Origin of the sequence: Streptomyces sp. NPDC053069 (genome assembly GCF_044546895.1) — a bacterium.
Classification (GTDB): Bacteria; Actinomycetota; Actinomycetes; order Streptomycetales; family Streptomycetaceae; genus Streptomyces.
Window position 1 is genome coordinate 283010 of the sequence record NZ_JBITZN010000007.1, and the last position, 19456, is coordinate 302465.

At 71.7% G+C, this 19456-nt stretch carries 15 protein-coding genes; 7 read left to right on the plus strand and 8 right to left on the minus strand.

Annotation, left to right across the window (positions count from 1 at the left end; genetic code table 11):
- Positions 1-92: 92 nt before the first annotated feature.
- The gene (locus ACIGXP_RS18650; RefSeq protein ID WP_399769527.1) at positions 93-692 is read left to right on the plus strand and encodes a TetR/AcrR family transcriptional regulator; all 600 of its coding nucleotides are present in this window, start codon (positions 93-95) and stop codon (positions 690-692) included.
- A complete protein-coding gene (locus ACIGXP_RS18655; RefSeq protein ID WP_399769529.1) occupies positions 689-2272 on the plus strand; it encodes a glycerol-3-phosphate dehydrogenase/oxidase in 1584 nt (527 codons plus the stop codon). Before ACIGXP_RS18650 ends, ACIGXP_RS18655 begins: the two co-directional genes overlap by 4 nt.
- A gap of 76 nt (positions 2273-2348) precedes the next feature.
- On the opposite strand, the gene ACIGXP_RS18660 is transcribed toward ACIGXP_RS18655, so the two are convergent.
- The 6 genes from ACIGXP_RS18660 to ACIGXP_RS18685 all read right to left on the minus strand — a co-directional run bounded on the left by ACIGXP_RS18660 (position 2349) and on the right by ACIGXP_RS18685 (position 12404).
- Complete coding sequence (locus tag ACIGXP_RS18660) at positions 2349-3800, minus strand: WGR domain-containing protein (RefSeq protein ID WP_399769531.1); 1452 nt, start codon at positions 3798-3800, stop codon at positions 2349-2351.
- Positions 3801-4008: 208 nt separating this feature from the next.
- A complete protein-coding gene (locus ACIGXP_RS18665) occupies positions 4009-5613 on the minus strand; it encodes an ABC-F family ATP-binding cassette domain-containing protein (protein WP_399769533.1) in 1605 nt (534 codons plus the stop codon).
- A gap of 233 nt (positions 5614-5846) precedes the next feature.
- The gene (locus tag ACIGXP_RS18670) at positions 5847-7436 is read right to left on the minus strand and encodes a multicopper oxidase family protein (RefSeq protein ID WP_399769535.1); all 1590 of its coding nucleotides are present in this window, start codon (positions 7434-7436) and stop codon (positions 5847-5849) included.
- 211 nt (positions 7437-7647) lie between these two features.
- Positions 7648-8619 carry a threo-3-hydroxy-L-aspartate ammonia-lyase gene (locus tag ACIGXP_RS18675; RefSeq protein WP_399769537.1) on the minus strand — a complete coding sequence of 324 codons (972 nt, stop codon included), beginning with the start codon at positions 8617-8619 and terminating at the stop codon, positions 7648-7650.
- Between the two features lie 173 nt (positions 8620-8792).
- A complete protein-coding gene (locus tag ACIGXP_RS18680) occupies positions 8793-9779 on the minus strand; it encodes an aldo/keto reductase (protein ID WP_399769539.1) in 987 nt (328 codons plus the stop codon).
- A gap of 744 nt (positions 9780-10523) precedes the next feature.
- Positions 10524-12404 carry an ATP-binding cassette domain-containing protein gene (locus ACIGXP_RS18685; protein WP_399769863.1) on the minus strand — a complete coding sequence of 627 codons (1881 nt, stop codon included), beginning with the start codon at positions 12402-12404 and terminating at the stop codon, positions 10524-10526.
- Positions 12405-12740: 336 nt separating this feature from the next.
- Here ACIGXP_RS18685 and ACIGXP_RS18690 point away from each other — a divergent pair, with 336 nt between their 5' ends.
- Positions 12741-13850, plus strand: a complete 1110-nt coding sequence (locus ACIGXP_RS18690; RefSeq protein ID WP_399769541.1) for a 4Fe-4S binding protein — start codon at positions 12741-12743, stop codon at positions 13848-13850.
- A 97-nt stretch (positions 13851-13947) separates the two neighbouring features.
- On the opposite strand, the gene ACIGXP_RS18695 is transcribed toward ACIGXP_RS18690, so the two are convergent.
- A complete protein-coding gene (locus ACIGXP_RS18695; protein WP_399769543.1) occupies positions 13948-14595 on the minus strand; it encodes an RICIN domain-containing protein in 648 nt (215 codons plus the stop codon).
- A 196-nt stretch (positions 14596-14791) separates the two neighbouring features.
- Between ACIGXP_RS18695 and ACIGXP_RS18700 the strand changes: the two genes are divergently transcribed.
- Positions 14792-15667: an ArsR family transcriptional regulator gene (locus ACIGXP_RS18700; RefSeq protein WP_399769545.1), complete on the plus strand. Its 876-nt coding sequence runs from the start codon at positions 14792-14794 to the stop codon at positions 15665-15667.
- Between the two features lie 41 nt (positions 15668-15708).
- Here the strand turns inward: ACIGXP_RS18700 and ACIGXP_RS18705 are convergent, their stop codons facing one another.
- Positions 15709-16173: an Lrp/AsnC family transcriptional regulator gene (locus ACIGXP_RS18705; protein WP_399769866.1), complete on the minus strand. Its 465-nt coding sequence runs from the start codon at positions 16171-16173 to the stop codon at positions 15709-15711.
- Between the two features lie 112 nt (positions 16174-16285).
- Between ACIGXP_RS18705 and ACIGXP_RS18710 the strand changes: the two genes are divergently transcribed.
- From ACIGXP_RS18710 to ACIGXP_RS18720, 3 genes are all read left to right on the plus strand, one after another.
- On the plus strand, positions 16286-17437 hold the full coding sequence (locus tag ACIGXP_RS18710; RefSeq protein WP_399769547.1) for a Glu/Leu/Phe/Val dehydrogenase dimerization domain-containing protein: 1152 nt from the start codon (positions 16286-16288) through the stop codon (positions 17435-17437).
- Positions 17434-18198 (plus strand): class I SAM-dependent methyltransferase, encoded by a 765-nt coding sequence (locus ACIGXP_RS18715; protein ID WP_399769549.1) that lies wholly within the window; start codon positions 17434-17436, stop codon positions 18196-18198. Before ACIGXP_RS18710 ends, ACIGXP_RS18715 begins: the two co-directional genes overlap by 4 nt.
- Before the next feature lie 215 nt (positions 18199-18413).
- Positions 18414-19268: an alpha/beta fold hydrolase gene (locus tag ACIGXP_RS18720; protein WP_399769551.1), complete on the plus strand. Its 855-nt coding sequence runs from the start codon at positions 18414-18416 to the stop codon at positions 19266-19268.
- Positions 19269-19456 lie beyond the last annotated feature (188 nt).

Here is a 19456-nt window from a genome sequence, read left to right on the forward strand (position 1 = left end):
CTCGGTGCGCTCGGTTCGCGCGACGGCCGGCGGCCGTGTCCGGGGCGACGGTGGCTGCTCCGTCCGGCCCCCGGGGCGTTACACTGTGACACATGACGCCTATTCGTCACAACGGTTCGGACAACGATCATGTGCTCGACGCGGTGCGCGACTGCGTGCTGGCCGTCGGCGTCCGCCGCACCACCCTCGCCGACGTGGCCCGCCGTGCCGGTGTGTCCCGGATGACGCTGTACCGGCGCTGGCCGGACCTGCGGACCCTGGTCGGCGATCTGATGACCCGTGAGTGGATCGACGTGGCCACCCGGGCGATCCCCGACCCCGCCGACGCCATCGACACGCGCACGCGGATCGTGGACGGACTGGTGGCGGGGGTCGAGGCGTTCCGGGCGCACCCGCTCTTCTGCAAGATCATCGACGTCGATCCGGAGCTGCTGCTGCCGTATGTGCTCGACCGGCGCGGAGCCAGCCAGGAGGCGCTGCTGAACCTGCTGGCCGACGCCGTGCGCGCGGGCCACGCGGACGGGTCGGTACGTCCCGGCCATGTCGAACGGCAGTCCCGCGCCCTGCTGTTGACCGTGCAGTCCTTCACCCTGTCCCTGCGCACGATGACCGACGAGGACGATCCGGAGCTCGACTCCCCCGCCTTCCTCGCCGAGTTGCGCACCCTCCTGGAGAGGACCCTCACGCCATGAGCCACACCAGGGCCCACGCCGGCTCGTCCCTCAGTGCCCGCCGCCGCAGGCGGGAGCTGACCGAGGCCGCGGACGGCAGGGTCGCCGACGTCCTGGTCGTCGGCCTCGGCGCCACGGGAGCCGGAGCCGCACTGGACGCGGCGGCACGCGGGCTGGACGTCGTCGCGGTCGACGCCCACGACCTGGCCTTCGGCACCTCCCGCTGGAGCTCGAAGCTCATCCACGGCGGGCTGCGCTATCTGGCCTCCGCGCAGTTCGACGTCGCACATGAGAGCGCGGTGGAACGCGGGGTGCTGATGACCAGGACCGCCCCGCACCTGGTGGCCGCCCAGCCGTTCGTCCTGCCGCTGACCCCGCTGGTGTCCAAGGCCCAGGCCTCGCTGGCCTGGGCCGGGTTCCGGGCCGGGGACATGCTGCGCCTGGCCGCCCGCACTCCGCGCCAGGTGCTGCCCGCGCCCCGCCGGCTGTCGGCGACGGAGGCCCGGCACCTGGCGCCCTCGGTACGCGCGGCCGGGCTGCGCGGCGGACTGCTGTCCTGGGACGGCAGGGTGACCGACGACGCCCGGCTGGTCACCGCCCTGGCGAGGACCGCCGCCGCGCAGGGCGCACGGGTGCTGACCCGGGTCAGGGTGCTGGAGCTGACCGGCACGGGCGCCCGCATCCGCGACGAACTCACCGGTGAGGAGGGCGAGATCAGCGCCCGCGCCGTCATCAACGCCACCGGGGTGTGGGCGGGTGATCTCGTCGAGGGCATCCGGATCCGGCCGTCCCGCGGCACCCACCTGGTCCTGCGCTCGGAACGGCTCGGCGCCCTGCCGGCCGGGCTGCACATCCCGATCCCCGGCGAGACCAACCGCTTCGTCCTGGTCCTGCCCCAGGGCGACGGCCGGGTGTACGTCGGCCTCACCGACGAGCCGGTCGAGGGCGGGATCCCGGACGTGCCGGAGGTGCCCGAGACGGACATCGGCTTCCTGCTGGACGTGCTCGGCTCGGCCCTTGACACACCGGTCGGCCGGGAGGAGGTCGTCGGCGCCTTCGCCGGACTGCGCCCCCTGCTGGACATGTCCGCGCACGACGGCCGCGACGGCGCACCCGCGCGCACCTCCGACATCTCCCGCCGGCACGCGGTGCTGACCTCCCCCGGCGGTGTCACGACGATCGTCGGCGGCAAGCTCACCACCTACCGGCGGATGGCACAGGACGCCGTGGACGCCGCGACCGCCGCCCGGGGCCTTCCCGCCGCGTCCTCCCCCACCGCCGCACTGCCGCTGGTCGGCGCCGCCGCACCCGCCCGGCTGCGTTCCCTGTCGGCACCCGGGCGCCTGGTCCGCCGTTACGGCATCGAGGCCGAGGCCGTCCACGCGCTCGCGGCGGAGGACCCCGCCCTGGCCGAGCCGGTGCTGCCGGGCCACCCGGTCACCCGCGCGGAACTGCTGTGGGCGGTCCTGCACGAGGGCGCGCTGGACGCCTCGGACCTCCTGGACCGCCGTACCCGCATCGGTCTGGTGCCGCAGGACCGCGCCCAGGCGCTCTCCGTGGCGCGGGAGCTGCTGGCGGAGACGGAGGCGGCGCGCCCCTGAACCGCACGGCCGCAGGCCGGGGCCCACAGGCCGGCGGCCCCGGCCGGCCGGGGCACTTCGCCAAAGGGGCGGAGCCTCACAGCAGGCGGCGGATGTCGCCGCGGACGCGGTAGAAGCCGCCGGCCGCCGGGTGCAGGGCGTCCACGACGTAGCGGGCGCCCGGCTCGCGTATCGCGCGCGGGAACTGGACCTTCCAGGAAGGGTCGTAGCCCTCGGACACCACGTGCACCCGAAGCCGGCCGCCCTCCTGCACGCACTCGACCACGACGGTTCCGGAGGGAGCCCGGGAGACGGTGGCCACCGCGGCCACGGCGGTGGCGGGTGCGTAGGTCGGCAGGGCGGCGGCGAGTTTGACGTCCCGTGCCACCGGCACCGTGCCCTGCTGGGCCGCGGTGATGGCCGTCTCGCTCGCGTCGACGCACACCAGCGATCCGTCGGTGGTCACCAGGTACAGCCGTTCGTCGCGGTACTGCATGGACAGCGCCGAGCCACCGCCCGTGCCGAGCTTCCACAGGCGCGTGCCGTCCTGGTCGAAGCAGTAGACGGACGACGCGGCGTCCCCGGCGAAGACGAACCGCCCGCCCGGGGAGGTGGCGCACGAGTAGACCGCGCTGTCGCAGGCGTACGTCGCCTCGATCGCGCCGGTCGCCTTCGCCAGCCGCTGGACCACGTGGTGCCCGGTGCCCGCGTAGACGGCGTCGTCCTCCTGCCAGCCGAACAGCACGCTGCCGTTGGTGGCCGTGTGCCACAACTCGCCGCCGCCGTCGGGCGCGTAGGCGGTGACGCCCCTTTGGTGGCCGTGGTAGACGGCCTGGTCGTCGGCGCGGACCATCCAGGCGTGTCCGCCCTGGCTGCGGCGGGCCCACTGGTGTTCGTCCTCGTGGTCGATGACGGTGAGCCGGCCGTCACGGTCCGACACGTTCAGGACGCCCTCGTGGATGTCCAGCCAGAAGATGTCGACGTCGGCGGCGATGTCGTACGCGGCGAAGGGCAGTTTGGAGGAGAGGTCGTAGACCTTGCCGTCGTCGCAGCCGGCGTAGATCCAGAAGTCGTCGGCGACCAGGCACTTGACTCCGTCGGGCAGGCTGAACCGGGCGAGGACGGCACCGTCGTGTCCGAGGGTGTAGACGTCACCCGCCTGATTGCCCACCCAGCAGTGCTCGTCGTCGACATGGATGCCGAACGCGGCAGAGCCGGTGCGGAACCGCCACAGCACGGGCGCCACCGCCCGGGCCGTGGAGGGGGCCGAGCTGACCTGACGCCGGGTCACCGCGCGCGGGGCGCGCTGCCCCTGGACAGCCGGGGCATAGCCCTTGCGGACCTTCTCCCCCACCTTCTTCACGGCGGCCGCCCTGGCCTTCTCGGCGGTGGGGAAGGTCGTCGTCTGGGTCTGTCCTGCTGCGCCGATCCTTCCGTACCGCACCGTCACCACCGAACCGTCGACGGTCACCTCGTAGAACTTGTGGGCGCCGCCGCCCTCCTGCGACAGTTCGAGATACGTCGTCGACACCGCGGACGCCGTGATCATGGCAGACCCCTCCCCAGGACGGACCCGCGGCCGTTCCGGCAGGTCCTCACTGATGAGACCGTAAGGGCGACCACTGACAACGGGCCGCCGTCGCCGGACCACGGTGCCGCTCCCGGCCCCCGGCAGGCATCCGCCGGCTGCCCCGCGCTCTCACGGTTCGACCTCAACGCACCTGTGCGGTCCGCCGGTTGACGCATACGGCGAATCGTCACGCGAGGGCGACCAGGGCTCGGTAGTCCTCGCTCCACAGGTCGTCGTCCGCGTCCGGCAGGAGCAGTACGCGGTCGGGGCGGAGGGCGTCGAGGGCGCCCTCGTCGTGGGTGACCATCACGATCGCGCCGGGATAGGAGCCGACCGCGGCCAGGACCTCGTCGCGGGAGACCGGGTCGAGGTTGTTGGTCGGCTCGTCCAGCAGCAGGACGTTCGCCCCGGAGTGGACGAGTGCGGCCAGCGCCAGCCGGGTTCGCTCGCCGCCCGACAGGACACCCGCGGGCTTGTCGGCGTCGTCACCGCCGAACAGGAACGCGCCGAGCACCCGCCGCGCCTCGCCGGTGTCCAGGTGCGGTGCGGCTGCGTGCAGGTTCTCCAGGACCGTGCGGCCGGTGTCGAGTGTGTCGTGCTCCTGGGCGAAGTAGCCGAGGCGCAGTCCGTGCCCGTGCACCACGCGTCCGCTGTCCGGCTGTTCGGCACCTGCGAGGATCCGCAGCAGGGTGGTCTTGCCGGCGCCGTTGAATCCGAGCACGACCATACGGCTGCCCCGGTCCACCGCCAGGTCGACCCCGTCCAGGACGTGGAGGTCGCCGTAGGACTTGGCCAGGCTGATCGCGGCGAGCGGCGTCCGCCCGCACGGGGCGGGCTCGGGCAGCCGGATCCTGGCCGTCTTCTCGGTGCGCCGGGCCGGTTCCAGGCCGGCCAGCATCCGGTCGGCGCGGCGGGCCATGCTCCGTGCCGTGGCGGCGGTGGCGGACCGGGCCTTCATGCGGTCCGCCTGTGCGTGCAGGGCGGCGGCCTTGCGTTCGACGCCGGCCCGCTCCCTGGTACGGCGCCGCTCGTCCGTCTCGCGTCGGGTCGTGTACGTGGTCCAGCCGGTGTTGTGGACGTCGATCGCGGCTCGTCCGGGGTCCAGATGGAAGACACGGTTGACGACGTCGGCGAGCAGAGCGGTGTCATGGCTGACGACCACCAGTCCGCCCTGATGGCCTTTCAGGAAGCCGCGCAGCCACCCGAGCGAGTCGGCGTCGAGGTGGTTGGTGGGCTCGTCCAGCAGCAGGGTGCCGCGGCTTCCGGCGAACAGGATGCGGGCGAGTTCCACGCGCCGCTTCTGTCCGCCGGACAGGGTGCCGACCGGCTCGCCCATGACCCGTTCGGGCAGCCCGAGTCCGGCTGCCACCCGGGCGGCCTCGGCTTCGGCCGCATAGCCACCGCCCGCCTGGAAGGCGGCTTCGGCGCGGGCGTAGGCGTTCATCGCCCGCTCCAGCGCCGCCGGACGGGTGGCGTCGGCCATCGCCGCCTCGGCCGTGCGCAGTTCGCGCAGGGCGGTGTCGAGGCCGCGGGCGGACAGGATCCGGTCGGTGACCGTGACGGCGGGGTCGGCGGCACGGGAGTCCTGGGCGAGGAAGCCGACCGGACCGGTGTGGGTGATCGTGCCGGCGGCGGGCCGGGACCGTCCGGCGAGCGCGGTCATCAGGGTGGTCTTGCCGGCGCCGTTGCGGCCGACGAGGCCGATCCGGTCCCCGGGGGAGACGGTGAAGGAGACACCGGAAAGAAGCAGGCGCGCACCGGCGCGCAGCTCGACATCACGAGCGGTGATCATGGGTAACGCTCCGACATAGCAGGAGGACACACTTCTGGCGTGGAAGCGGGTCCTCAGCTAGGAGATTCGGGGCGTGGACATGCGGTCACGGTAACCGACGCGCTCCGGGCGGCGCATCCGTTTTTCCGGGCCGGGGTCCGGGTCCGGCCCGTGCCCGGCGCGGGAAGGCGCGCCCGCGCCGGGCACGGGAACCATCCGTTCCCGAGGTTGGACCAAGTGCCTGGATCAGCCGGTCACTTGAGGTATCCGAGAAGGGTCATCATGCCGCTCTCCGAGTGGTACTGGTTGTGGCAGTGGAGCATCCACAGGCCCGGGTTGTCGGCGTCGAAGTCGACGACGAGTTTGCGGTGGGGCAGCACCAGCGCGGTGTCCTTGCGCGTCCCCACGCCGTCGAGGCCGGTGACCGCGAAGGTGTGGCCGTGCAGGTGCAGGGGGTGCCACATGTCGGTGGCGTTGACGAGGGTGAGCCGTACCCGTTCGCCGGCGCGCACCGGGTGGCGTCTGCGAGGGTCGTAGGGCTGGTGGTCGAAGCCCCAGTCGAACCGGCGCATGCCGCCGGTGAGCCGGATGCGCACCTCACGGTCGGGTTCACGGTCGTCCAGCGCCACGGACTCGTCCGGTACGAGACGACGTGCGGGTACGATCTTCCCGGCCAGCTCGTCCGGGCGGACGTTCCGCCCGGGAATGCTTCTGCCCCCGTCGGTGCGCAGCACGGCGAGTGCCTGGCCCTGTTTTCCCTCGGCGAGTGCGACCAGGGGGAACACGCCGTCCTCGGCGGTGATCAGGACGTCGTACCGTTCGGCCATGCCGATGAGGAGCGCGTCCGTCTCCTCGTGTTCCACGGGATAGCCGTCGGTGTGCGTGACGGTCATGGTGTGGCCGCCCAGCGCCACCCGGAAGGCCGTCTCGGAGCCCGCGTTGATGATCCGCAGCCGGACACGGTCGCCCGGGCTGCACCGGAACACCGCGGGATTGGCCGGCAGCCGGCCGTTGACGAGGTAGTACGGGTAGGCCACGCTCCCGCCGGGGCTGTCGAGCATCCGGCTGTACGAGGTGCGCAACACCCGGGAGGGACCGGTCGGCAGACCACCGCGTGCGGGAGCCATGGCCATGCCTGCGCGCCCCATGGACATGCCTGTGCCGGGCTGGAGCTGGTCGAGTACACGGTCCGGGGTGGAGCCGTTCACGCCGTCGACCCAGTCGTCCAGGACGACGACCCACTCCTTGTCGTAGGAGAGGGGTTCCCTGGGGTCGTCGACGATGAGCGGGGCGTACAGCGCCCGGTCGGGCTGGACCCCGACGTGGGAGTGCAGGAGATAGGTGCCCGGGTGGGAGACGGCGAAGCGGTAGGTGAAGTCGGTCCCCGGACGGATGGCGTTCTGCGTCACGGCGGGGACGCCGTCCATGTCGTTGCGCAGGCGCACGCCGTGGGCGTGGAGCGTGGTGGCGGCCGGCAGCCGGTTGGCGAGGGTGAGGTTCAGGACGTCACCGGCGGTGACGCGCACCACCCGGCCGGGCAGCGTGCCGTCGTACGCCCAGCTCCTGACGGTCCGCCCGCCCAGGTCCAGCGTGGCCGGGCCGGCGGTGAGCGCGAAGCTGCGCAGGGGGCCGGAACCGCGTCTCCGCTCGGCGGCCAGGACCTCCGGACCCGACGGGTCGACATAGGTCCCGGACCGCGGCGGGCCGGAGGCGGACTCGCCGAGCGCGGTGCCCTCGGGGCCGCGGTGGGGGCGGAGAACGAAGTCGGGACGGACAGGCAGGAGTCCCGCGCCGGCAGCAGCGAGCGGGGCACGGAGCAGAGTACGCCGCGAAGGTGTGTGCATGGCTGTAATAAGACACAATTTGCGGCGCGATAGGGGGAAATGCGGCGTACTCATCGGTTATGTCGGACTCCGTGACCCAGTCGGCGGGCGGATGTCTCCCGCCGCGCCGTGGACGGCCGGCGGCGACGGCACCTTCGACCCCCTGGACGTCGGCACGCCCCGCACGGCCCGGCTGTTGAGCGGCTCGGCTCGTGCGACGCCACAACGGCCGTCATCCGCCGACCAGTTCGGTGAACCGCCGGGTGTCGATGTTGCCGCCGGAGGCGATGATGCCGATGCGGGGCGGGACGTTTTCGACGCGGCCGGCCAGGAGTGCGGCCAGGCCGGTGGCGCCGCTGGGTTCCAGGACGATCTTCAGGCGTTCGAAGGCGAAGCGCATGGCGCTCACGATCTCCTCGTCGCTGACCAGCGCGATGGCGTCGACGAGGCGCCGGTTGATCTCGAAGGTGATCTCGCCGGGCGTGGGCAGGGCCTGCCCGTCGGCGATGGTCCGGGGGACGGGCAGGGTGACACGGGCGCCGCTCTCCAGGGAGCGCCGGGTGTCGTCCCCCTCTTCCGGCTCCACACCGATGACCCGGATGCCGGGGTGCAGAGCCTTGGCGGCGGTGGCGCTCCCGGCGATCAGGCCGCCGCCCCCGACGGGTACGACCAGGGCGTCGAGCGGTCCGGTCTCGTCGAGGAGTTCGAGCGCCGCGGTGCCCTGTCCGGCGATGACGTCGGGGTGGTCGTAGGGCGGGATGAGGACGAGGCCGCGGTCCTCGGCCAGTGCGGCACCGAGCGCGGTGCGGTCCTCTGTATAGCGGTCGTAGGTGACGATCTCGGCGCCGTATCCTGCGGTTGCCTCACGCTTGGAGCGCGGGGCGTCCTCGGGCATCAGGATGACGGCGCTGGTGCCGAGTTCACGGGCGGCCAGGGCGGTGGCCTGGGCGTGGTTGCCGGAGGAGTAGGCGGCGATGCCCTTGGCCAGCTGTTCCGGGGAGAGCCGGGCGGCCGCGTTGTAGGCACCGCGGATCTTGAAGGCGCCGGCGCGCTGGAAGTTCTCGCTCTTGATGAACACCTCGGCGCCGACGAGGGCATTCAGGGTGCGCGAGGTGAGGACAGGAGTGCGGTGGGCGACGCCTTCGATACGCGCGGCGGCCGCACGGACATCGTCGAACGTTACGCGTGAAGCGGCGGCGGCCATGGCGGTCTCCTCATTTCCGTCCCGGCACCCGCACGCTTGCGGGCCTACTGCTGGGACTGTGCATCCTTAGACTGATTTTCCATTCCTGGACAGGAACTCTAGATAGGCGCACGCCCGTCTGTCCAGGGAACGGCCGGACGGGCGTGGGGTGGCGGCGTGACGTGCGGTCGGACTCAATGCCCGCTGATTCCCCTGGCCGTGTAGGGCTCCTGAAGTTCCCTCATCTCGTCGTCGGTGAGCCGGAGGTCGAGCGCGGCGAGCGCGTCCGGGATGTGATGGGCCTTGGTGGCGCCGACGATGGGTGCGGTGATGCCCGGGCGGGCGGCGACCCAGGCCAGGGCCACCTGGGCGCGCGGCACACCACGCCGGGCGGCGATCGCGGCGACGGCGTCGACGATCCGCTTGTCGTCCGGCTGGTACAGGGTCCGGCCGAAGGCGTCCGACTCGCTGCGGACGCTGGCGGCGTCCCAGTCGCGGGTGAGGCGGCCGCGGGCGAGCGGGCTCCACGGGATCACGCCGACGCCCTGGTCGGCGCAGAGCGGCAGCATCTCGCGTTCCTCCTCGCGGTAGAGGAGGTTGTAGTGGTTCTGCATGGACACGAACTTCGTCCAGCCGTGCCGCTCGGCGGTGTGCTGCAGCTTGGCGAACTGCCAGGCGTACATCGAACTCGCGCCGATGTAGCGGACCTTGCCCGCCCTGACCACGTCGTGCAGCGCCTCCATGGTCTCCTCGACCGGGGTGTGCGGGTCGAAGCGGTGGATCTGGTAGAGGTCGACGTAGTCCGTGCCGAGGCGGCGCAGGCTGTGGTCGATCCCGGTCATGATCGCCTTGCGGGACAGGCCCGACCGGTTGGGGCGGTCGCTGCGGGCCGCGCCGTCCTCCACCGCGAAGTAGACCTTGGTGGCGATCACGACGTCCTCGCGCCGGGTCATCTCCCCGAGCGCCCTGCCGACGATCTCCTCGCTGGTGCCGGCGGAGTAGCTGTTGGCCGTGTCGAAGAACGTGATCCCCGCGTCCAGGGCCTGGCGGATGAGCGGGCGGGCGGCGTCCTCGTCCAGGGTCCACGGGTGCGGACCCCGGTCGGGAACGCCGTAGCTCATACAACCGAGCGCCAGCCGGGAGACCTCCAGGCCGCTCGTGCCGAGCTTGACGTACTCCATGGTGCGGTTCCCCTCGTCGGTGTGTCCCGCCGAGTGCACCTCGGCGCGGGCCGGGGGCCGGACCGGACTTCTCCGTCTGCGTGATCATGATCGTATCGACGCGCGCCCGGCCGACGCCGTGTCGGTCCGGGCCACGCTTCCACAACTTCGGGCCACGCTTCCGCCCCGACCCCGACCTCCGTCAGCCGGCCCGGGTGCCTCCGCTTCGCCACGGCTGCCTCGGGTTCGCGGCCCTCGGCTCCCGGTCCGGCTTCCTTCGCCCCGGGCCCGGCCGCACTGCCTTCGGTTCGCGGAATTCGCTTTCCGACCCACCTCCCTCCGACCAGGCCGGCCACGCTGCCCTCGCTCCTCCGCCCCGGGCTCGCCGCGTTGAGTCAGCTTCCCGGACTTCGGCTCCCGGCCCGACTTCCTCCGACCCCGGGCCGACCGCGTTGCATCGGGTTCCCGGACTTCGCTTCCGCCTGGCTTCCTGCGGCTTGGGCCGCGCCGGCTTCGGTCCCGGCCGTGTTTCCGTCGCCCGACCCCGTTTCCTTCCGTCCGCCCCGGCGGCAGCCGTTGGTCCGGGTTCTGTTTGCGTCCGGAGAACGCTCTCCCGTCGCCCCAGGACCGCTTCTCTCAGTCAGGCCCCATTCCCGTCGGCCCGCCCCACTCAACTCCTCCGGCCCCCTTCCTCAGCCTGCCCTCCCTCCGCTGCCGCGGCACCTCCCCCGGGCCGGCCCGCTCCCGTCGGCTCGGCCCGCCTCCTCACCGGTCCTTGGCCAGGGCCACGAGCTCGGCGAAAAGGCCGTCGGCGTGGACGAGGTCGTCGTAGCGTCCCTGCTCGATGACGCGGCCGCCCTGCAGGACGACGATCCTGTCCGCGAGGCGGGTGTTCTCCAGCTGGTGGGTGACCACGATGGTGATGCGCCGGGCGGCGATGCGTTTGATCTCCAGGAAGATCTGGTGCTCGCCACGCGGGTCCATCTGAGATGTCGGCTCGTCCAGGATGAGCAGCGGGGTACGGCGGTACAGCGCACGGCCGCACGCCAGCCGCTGCCACTGTCCGCCGGACAGCTCGGCGCCACCGAAGATCTCGCGTGCGAGCAGGGTGTCGAGCCCGTGCGGAAGCCGCTCGACCGCCTCGCGCATGCCGACGGCGTCGACGGCCTCCCACACCGGCCCGTCCTCCTGGGTGCGCGGCTGGCCCAGCGTGATGTTCTCCCGGACGCGCAACGGCCAGCAGGCGAAGTTCTGCGGGACGAGCGCGGTCCGGCTCCAGACGGAGTCGGGCCGGGCGCGCGCGAGGTCGACGCCGTCCCAGAGGACACGGCCCTTGTCCGCCAGGAGGATGCCGGTGATGAGCTTGGTCAGCGTGGATTTGCCGGAGCCGTTCTCACCGACGATCGCGAGGATCTCCCCGCGTCGCAGGGTGAGGGAGACCCCGTCCACGGCGGGCTCGTCCTTGCCGGGGTACCGGTGGACGACCTCCTCGAGCCGGATCTCCTCGACATGTTCCGGGATGGCCGACTCCCCGCGATTCGGAGCGCGTTCGGCGGCCATGTCGAGAAAGGAGCGCATGTCGGCGAGGTAGAGGGAGGTGTGGAACATCGCGGCGCCGTACTGCACGAACTGGGACAGCGCGGCGAGCGTGGTCTGCACGGCGACCACCGCGGTCGCGGCGACGGGCAGAGCGACCCGCCCCGTCATCGCGAGCCAGGCGAGCGCGGCCCAGGTGAGGAGCAGGAACGCACCGCCGAGGGCGGAGGTCGCGAGGACGATCCGGAGCATGCGGGGCGCGGCGGTCAGGGTGCGCCGGTCGATGCGCTCGGACAACGCGCGGTACCAGTAGACGAGGTAGTCGGTCATGCCGTTCGCGCGGACCTCGTCGCCGTGCCGCGAAAAGGTGGCCCACCAGCGCATCATGCCGCGTACGTTGCGGTCGCCGACGTTGGCGTAGTGCGTCTCGTAGTCGACGCGGGCGGACAGCACGGCCCCGAGACCCGCGGGCAGGACGGCCAGCAGCAACAGCGGGAGCATCAGCCAGTGCAGTGCGGTGATGACCCCGCCGGCGGCGATCATGCGGATGAGTGAGGCCAGGAACTGCTGGGCGTCCTTGACCATCGTGGTGGTGCGGGTGACCCCGACCTCGGCGGCCTCCTGCCGGTCGGCGAACCCGTCCTCGGCCTGGGCGGAGGCCTCCACCCGGCAGACGGCGGAGACGAGGGCGACGTCCGCCTCGGTCACCAGCCGCGGGGTGATCCGCCCGTCGGCGTAGGAGGCCAGGGCCCTGCCGATCCGGCCCACCGCCGCCGCGGCGGTGACCACCGCGAGGGCGGGCAGGGCGCCGTGCAGACGTCCGGACACGGGGCCCGCGCCGAGGATGTGGGTCATGGCCTGTGCGGTGCAGCCGAGGACCACGGCGGCCGCGACGCCGGTGAGGAACTGGCAGCCGAGGAGCAGCACGACCCCGGTCCGGTCGACGGACCAGGCCATGCCCGCGGTGCGGCGCAGCACGGACGGCAGACGCCCGCACATGCTCCGGAAACTGGCTTCTTCCAGGGGGTTCTTGCCGGACTTGCCCGCGTAACTGATCGCGGCCGGCGGTGGAGGGGGCGGCGGGGCATCTTCTGTCGAGGCGTCGGTCACGGTCACCTGCGTCCCTCCTTCGGGCCGGCACCGCACCCGGGTGGTCCGGCGGTGCCAGGCTCAACGAGGGCGCGGGCGAATCGAACGCACGCGTTTCCGGACGAAGAGCGGAGCCGTCAATCCAGGGGCGCCGAACGCGCGGTCGCCGGGATGCAGGGCTTCCCCGGTGGTCGTGGCCGGCCGAAACGCCGGTGCTGGTGACGGCCGTGACGGATGAGGTTCTGCGGGGACGCGGGTCGCGAGCCGTACGTACCCCTTGGCGACTCCGCCCCTTGCCTGATCACCCAGCCGACCGGCATAGTGAGTTTGAAATTCCAACTTACCGGGAGGGGCAGGATGAGCGAGCAGGACGGCGCCGGGGAGGCGGAAGAGCACAGGTTGCCCGCGAAGCTCGCCGCCCACCCGTCCGTGCGGGCCGTGCTGGCCGCTCGGCCCTCCGGCGGCCGGCCCGGGCCGCCGCCGGAGATCGACGCGGCGTGGCTGCGCGCACTGTGCCTGGCGGCCGGCGCGGACGACGCGGCGGCGGTGAGCCTGGACCATCCCGGCCTCGCCGGAGAACGCGAACACGTGCTGGCCGCGCTGCCGGGAACGCGCTCGCTGGTCTCGCTCATGGTCCGCATGAACCGCGACAACACGCGCTCAGCCGCGCGCAGTGTGGCCAACCAGGAGTTCCACCAGACCGACGAACAGGTCAACGCGGCGGCCCGTACGGTGACCCGGGCGCTGGAGGACGCCGGCCATCGCGCGCTCAACCCGTCGGCCGGGTTTCCCCAGGAGATGGAGCGCTTTCCCGGTCGTATCTGGGTGGTGGCCCACAAGACGGTCGCCGTGGCGGCCGGCCTGGGTGTGATGGGGCTGCACCGCAACGTCATCCACCCCCGGTTCGGCAACTTCGTGCTGCTGGCCACGGTGCTCGTGGACGCTCCGGTCAGTGCGTACGGACAGGAGCTGGACTACAGCCCCTGTGTGGACTGCAAGTTGTGCGTGGCCGCCTGCCCGGTGGGCGCGATCGGCAAGGACGGCTCGTTCGACGCCCTGGCCTGTACGACCCACAACTACCGGGAGTTCATGAGCGGGTTCACCGACTGGGCGCAGACCGTGGCCGACAGCGAGGACGCCGCCGACTTCCGCTCCAGGGTCACCGACCCGGAGAACGCGTCGATGTGGCAGAGCCTCGCCTTCAAGCCCAGCTACAAGTCCGGCTACTGCGTGGCCGTCTGCCCCGCCGGCGAGGACGTGCTCGGCCCCTACCTCGACGACCGCAGAGCCTACCTGGACACGGTCCTGCGCCCCCTCCAGGACAAGACCGAGACCCTGTACGTCCTGCCGGGCTCGGCGGCACAGCGATACGCCGAACGCCGCTTCCCCCACAAACCGACCAAGGAGGTCTCGGGCGGCTGGCGCGCTCCCGGCAAGCAGCACCCGAACCCGTCCGACCGGCACTGAGCGGGCAGCCGGAGCGGAACGACACGCACCGGGCCGGGCGCACGCGGATGGCCTTGGTGCGGCGGGTGGGCGCCGCACCAAGGCCGAGGACGTCCGCTTACGGGATCGTCCAGTGGTGGTCGTCGTTGTCGCTGCAGTAATACAGCGTGAGCCGGGCGTTGTCGCCGCCGGTGCGTACGCCGTCGACGTCGAGGCACAGCCCGCTGGCAAGGTTGACGAGCCAGAAGCCGTCGGAGCGAGCGACTTGAGCATAGAGCTGGTTGTCGCCGGTCGTCTGGTTGCAGTAGAACTCGCTGACCTTGGTGCCGGCGTTCACACTGCCGTAGTTCGGCACGTCGAGGCACAGGTCGTCCTTGACGTTGCGGAGGTTGTAGAGCGCGTAGCCGTTGGAGCTGTAACCGACACGGTCCCAGTAGAACAGCTGGTTGTCGCCGGACGTCCCGTTGCACGTGTACTCGTTGACCGGCCCGTTGACCGTCCCGGCACCGTAGCCGGGGATGTCGATGCATTTGCCGGTGACGACGTTCTTGACGAGGTAGGGCCCGTAGGTGGTAGCCGCGGGCGTTACGCGTCGCGCATCCCGGGGCAGCGTGGTCGTCCCGGCGGGGGACGCGATCCGTACCGGGGTGGCGCCGAGGGCCGCCGGACTTACGGGGGCCGCCTGAGCGGGAACGGCGGTGAACGCGAGCGCGAACAGGGTGACGCCGGCGCTGAGCGTGCCGGCGAACCGTCTGATGGGTCTCATGGTTCGTCCTTGTCTGTGTCCGAGGCTCTGGTTCCGGGCACCGCGACGGTGAGAAGCAGCGAGCAGGGCGAGGCCGCATTGACCTGCATGGCGCCGTGGTGTGTACGCATCGTTTCGGTTGGACTCGGCCACGGGTAGCTTTCGTCTGCACGTGCAAAAGCCCTGATGGGGACGTCAAGTGCACAGGGGGCCAACCTTGATACGGATTCATCTCGGGTCCGCAGGCCTGGGCAGCGTCAGTGTCTGCTCCCGCCCGGACTACGACGCCGAACTGACAGCAGCCGGGAGGGCTTACGCCCGCAGTGGGCAGCCTCGGGACCCGCTGGTACAGCTCTACACGCGCAGCATTTCGCCGGAACTCGCCGAGGGTGTCAGCCGCCTGTACCTCTCCCACTTGTTCGCCCGCCGCAGTCCCACGCCCTTCACCAAGGCCCTCGCCGAGGGCGAGGAGCGGGCCCGCAGCGTCCTCGCCAACGCCGTCGCCCACCTTCGCAGCACCGCCATCGAGCCATACCGCTCGGGCATCCGATCAGCGGTCGCAGCCCGGGCCGTCGGCCTCTCCCAGATCTACGTCGGCAGTGGCGCCTCGGCGATGCTCCAGCAACTCGGACACGGCATCAGATACCGTCACGGCGTCCTGGAACTGGCGACGGCCTTCGACGCGGACCTCGAACTCGGCCGGCGGTCCCTGCAGATCCAGGCGGTAGCCCTCAGCCGACGGGTCACCTTGGCCGAACCCGCCAGCGATCAGCTGACCGTCCGGATCCCCGCAGGACCCGCGCCACGCATCGGACCCGGCCGGCGGGCAGCCCTGCGACCGCTCCTGGGCACCAGCCGAGCGCAGGCACTCGAGAGCATCGTCATGTCCGGAGGAATCACCGGGCGGCAACTCGCCTCCCTGCTCGGCGTGTCGGACGCCACGGCCAGTCGGCACGCCGCGGTCCTGCGGCGTGCCGGCCTGATCCAGTCCCTGCGGATGGGGCAGAGCGTCGAGCACGTCGCAACTCCCCTGGGCTACCACCTGACGCAGACAGAAACGAGCAGGGGCAGGACGTCTGATTCGGCGTGTTGATGCCCGTCAAGAAGGGTGTGCCCGCGGAGAGTTCGCAATGCCTAGTCGGGCGCGGGAAGCCGTGCGGGTGCGGTGTTGCTCACCTGTTGAAAAATGACCGAGGTACGGAAGCCGGTGATTTCGCCGCGCTTGCTGAGCCGGTCGGTGAGGAAGGCGTGCAGGTGGTCGAGATCCTGCACGGCGACGTGGAGGAGGAAGTCGTCGCCTCCGGAGAGCACGAACACATGGAGGACTTCCGGCATGCCGCTGGCGAAGGCCTTGAAGGCGTCGATGACGCCGCGGCTGAGGGGACGTACCTGAACCGACACCAGCGCCTGAACGCTGCGGTTGAGAGCCGCGGGGTCGATGTCGGCGTGGTAGCCGCGGATGACGCCCCGGCGGTGGAGCGCGCGAACCCGCTCCAGGCAGGTCGAAGGGGCAACGCCGAGCTTCCGGGCGAGTTCGCGGTTGGACTGCCGCGCATCTGTCTGGAGAAGCCGGACAATCTCCGAATCAAGTTCGTCCATGGCCGTCAACCGTATCCCATCTTCATGCAAACGTTCGGTGAGCACACCGCTCGTTGGATCGTTCGTGCAGCATGGCGTGATCGAACCGAACGAATGAAGGGACAGCAGGCTCATGCTCGATCATGAGCAGGTCGCGATCCACACCGGCCGTCGCTCGGAGCTTCCGGTCATCGTGGCTGTTCACTCCACGGCACTCGGCCCGGCAGCAGGCGGCCTGCGCGTCTGGCACTACCCCGACTGGCGGGACGGCCTCACCGACGCCCTTCGGCTGTCGGCCGCGATGACCTCGAAGTTCGCCATGGCGGGGTTGCCCAACGGTGGTGGGAAGACCGTCGTGGCCCTGCCGCAGGGGACGGAGCTGGATGCCGGCCGACGCCATGACATGCTGCGGGACGTGGCAGATGTCATCGACTCGCTCGGCGGGGCGTACGCCACCGGGCCGGATGTCGGGACGGGCCCCGACGACATGGCGGTGATCGGGGAAGTCACCCCTCATGTGTTCTGCAGGCCGGCGCGTCTGGGCGGCAGCGGCGACTCGTCCCCGCACACCGCGCAGGGGACGCTCGCCGCACTGCGGGCCGTCAGCCGACGGCTGTACGGCAGCAGGAGTCTGGACGGCCGCAGTCTGGCCGTGATCGGTCTGGGCCGCGTCGGCACACACCTGGCACGCCTGCTGGCCGCCGAGGGAGCCGTCCTGACGGTCACCGACATCGACGCGGACAAGCGCGGCACCGCCGACGAACTCGGCGCTGTCTGGCGGTCGTCGGAAGAGATCCTCGCCGCGGACGTGGACATCGTGGTCCCCTCGGCGCTCGGCTCCGTTCTGACCCGTCAGAACGTGGCACGGCTGCGCTGCCGTGCCGTGGTCGGGCCGGCGAACGACCAGCTCGCCACCCCCGATGTCGCGGACCTGCTGCACCGGCGCGGCATCATCTGGGTGCCGGATTACGTCGCCGGCGCCGGAGGGGTCATCAACGCCATCAGCACCGAACTCCACCGCCTCGGTGCCGACGAGGCACACGCGCGTGTCCGAGCGATCGGGGACACCGTTGAGGCCCTGCTGGACACGGCGCAGAGCCACGGCCGGACCCCCGCGCAGGCGGCCGAGGAGCTGGCCATGCGCCGCCTGCGCGCCGCCTCGGCCCGGGTGGGCTCACCCAGGCCGTCGTCGCGGCTGCGGACAGCGGGGCCCCGCGACCCCGAGAACATCTCCCTGCTGCCCGCCGACAGCTCGCGTCGGCACGACCCGAGGAACACGCCATGACGGCCGATACGGGAACCGCCGTCGCCCACTACGAGGGGCTGCTCGCCGAGCACTACACCTGGATGCTCGGCGGAGACGTCCACGAAGTCGCGGACCGGCAGGCCGCGCTGTTCTGCGAACTCGGCCTGACGGCCGCCGAAGACGGAGGCCCGGCCATCGACCTGGGCTGCGGCTCCGGCGCGCAGACACTGGCCCTGGTCCGCCTCGGTTTCTCCCCGGTGATCGCCGTGGACACCAGCCGCCGCCTGCTCGACGAACTCGTCACCCACACCGAGGACACCGGTGCGGTGCGGCCGGTGCACGGTGACATCCGTACCGTGTGGCCCGAGGCGGCCGCGCCGGGCACGGCCGCGGCCGTCGTCTGCATGGGTGACACGCTTCCCCACCTCCCGTCCAAGGCGGACGTCCCCGTCCTGCTCGGCCACATCGGCCGTGCCCTCGCCCCGGGCGGCCACCTCGTCGTCACCTACCGCGACCTCACAGCGGAGCTGCGCGGCACCGACCGCTTCATCCCGGTACGCAGCAGCGACGACCGGCTGCTCACCTGCTTCCTCGAATACCGCGACGAAGACACGGTGATCGTCCACGACCTGCTCCACACCCGTACGAACGGCTCCTGGCAGCAGCAGACCGGCAGCTATCCCAAGCTGCGGATCGCGTCCTCCTGGCTTGTTCAGCAGTGCCGGGCGGCGGGGCTGGACGTCCGCCGCGACGCGGCCGACTCCAGAGGCATGCGGATCCTGCACGCCGTAAAGCCCTGAGTGCGACACGCGACCGTTGCGGTCACGGCCCCGTGAACCAGCGTGAACTGAAAGGCGGACATGAGCGACCCCTCCACCCGGAGTTGTCCCCGCGGGCCCTGGACTGCAGGGCGGCGGTGCGGATCCGGATCATCTGCTGTCCTTGTCCTGACCGCGGTGACCGCGCACCAGCAGGCCGAGCCGGGGACGATCCTGGCTCGGGAAGGGCAGCAGGCATGACGCTCCGCGACGCAGCGCCGGCACAGGCGACCCGAGCCGGAACCGGCAGGGCCCTCGTCGCCTCCGGTGTCACCATCGGCTACGACGTTCTCGGCCCGTCCGACGGGGCACCGGTGCTGCTCGTCCACGGCCACCCGTTCAACCGCAGCATGTGGACGCCGCAGGCCGCCGCATTGGCCGGGGCGGGATACCGGGTCATCGCACCGGACCTGCGCGGGTACGGCGACAGCGTGGTGGTGCCCGGCCGGACGCTGCTGTCGGACTTCGCGCAGGATCTCGCGGGCCTGCTCGACCACCTGGGTGTGCCGCGCGCGGTGGTCGCCGGGCTGTCCATGGGTGGGCAGATCGCCATGCACTTCCACCTGCGGCACCCCGACCGGATTGCGGCACTCGTACTGGCCGACACCTCACCGATCGCCGAGACCGACGAGGGCAAGGCGCTCCGCAACGCCCTCGCCGACCGGCTGCTCGCGGAAGGGATGGACGGCTATGCCGCCGAGGTGATCGACAAGATGATCGCCCCGCACCATGTGACAGGCCTGCCCGAGGTCGCCGAGCATGTGCTGGGCATGATGCGCGGCACGGACCCGGCCGGAGCCGCGGCGGCCCTGCGCGGGCGCGCCGAACGACCCGACTACCGCGACACGCTGCGCGCCGTACGCGTGCCCACCCTCCTGGTGGTCGGCGCGGATGACCCGTACACACCGGTGGACCAGGCCGAGCTCATGCACGCGCTCGTCCCCGGCGCCAGGCTCGCCCTCATCGACGACGCCGCCCATCTGCCGAACCTGGAGCAGCCGCAGCGATTCAACGCCGTGCTGCTGGACTTCCTCCGCGCGCACCGGTATTGATTCGGGCCTCCGCATCCGCCGTTGGGGTCCTGCTGCGCGCCTTCGACGGGCATTTCCCACCCGCCGGCGGGGCGGTGACGGTCCTGCCCCAGTTGCCCGGTGGCCTGGAGTGCTCGGCGGCCTCAACCGGCATGCGCTGATCTGCACCGCACTGCCCGCCGCCGAGGTCCACGCCCACCGTGGACGGC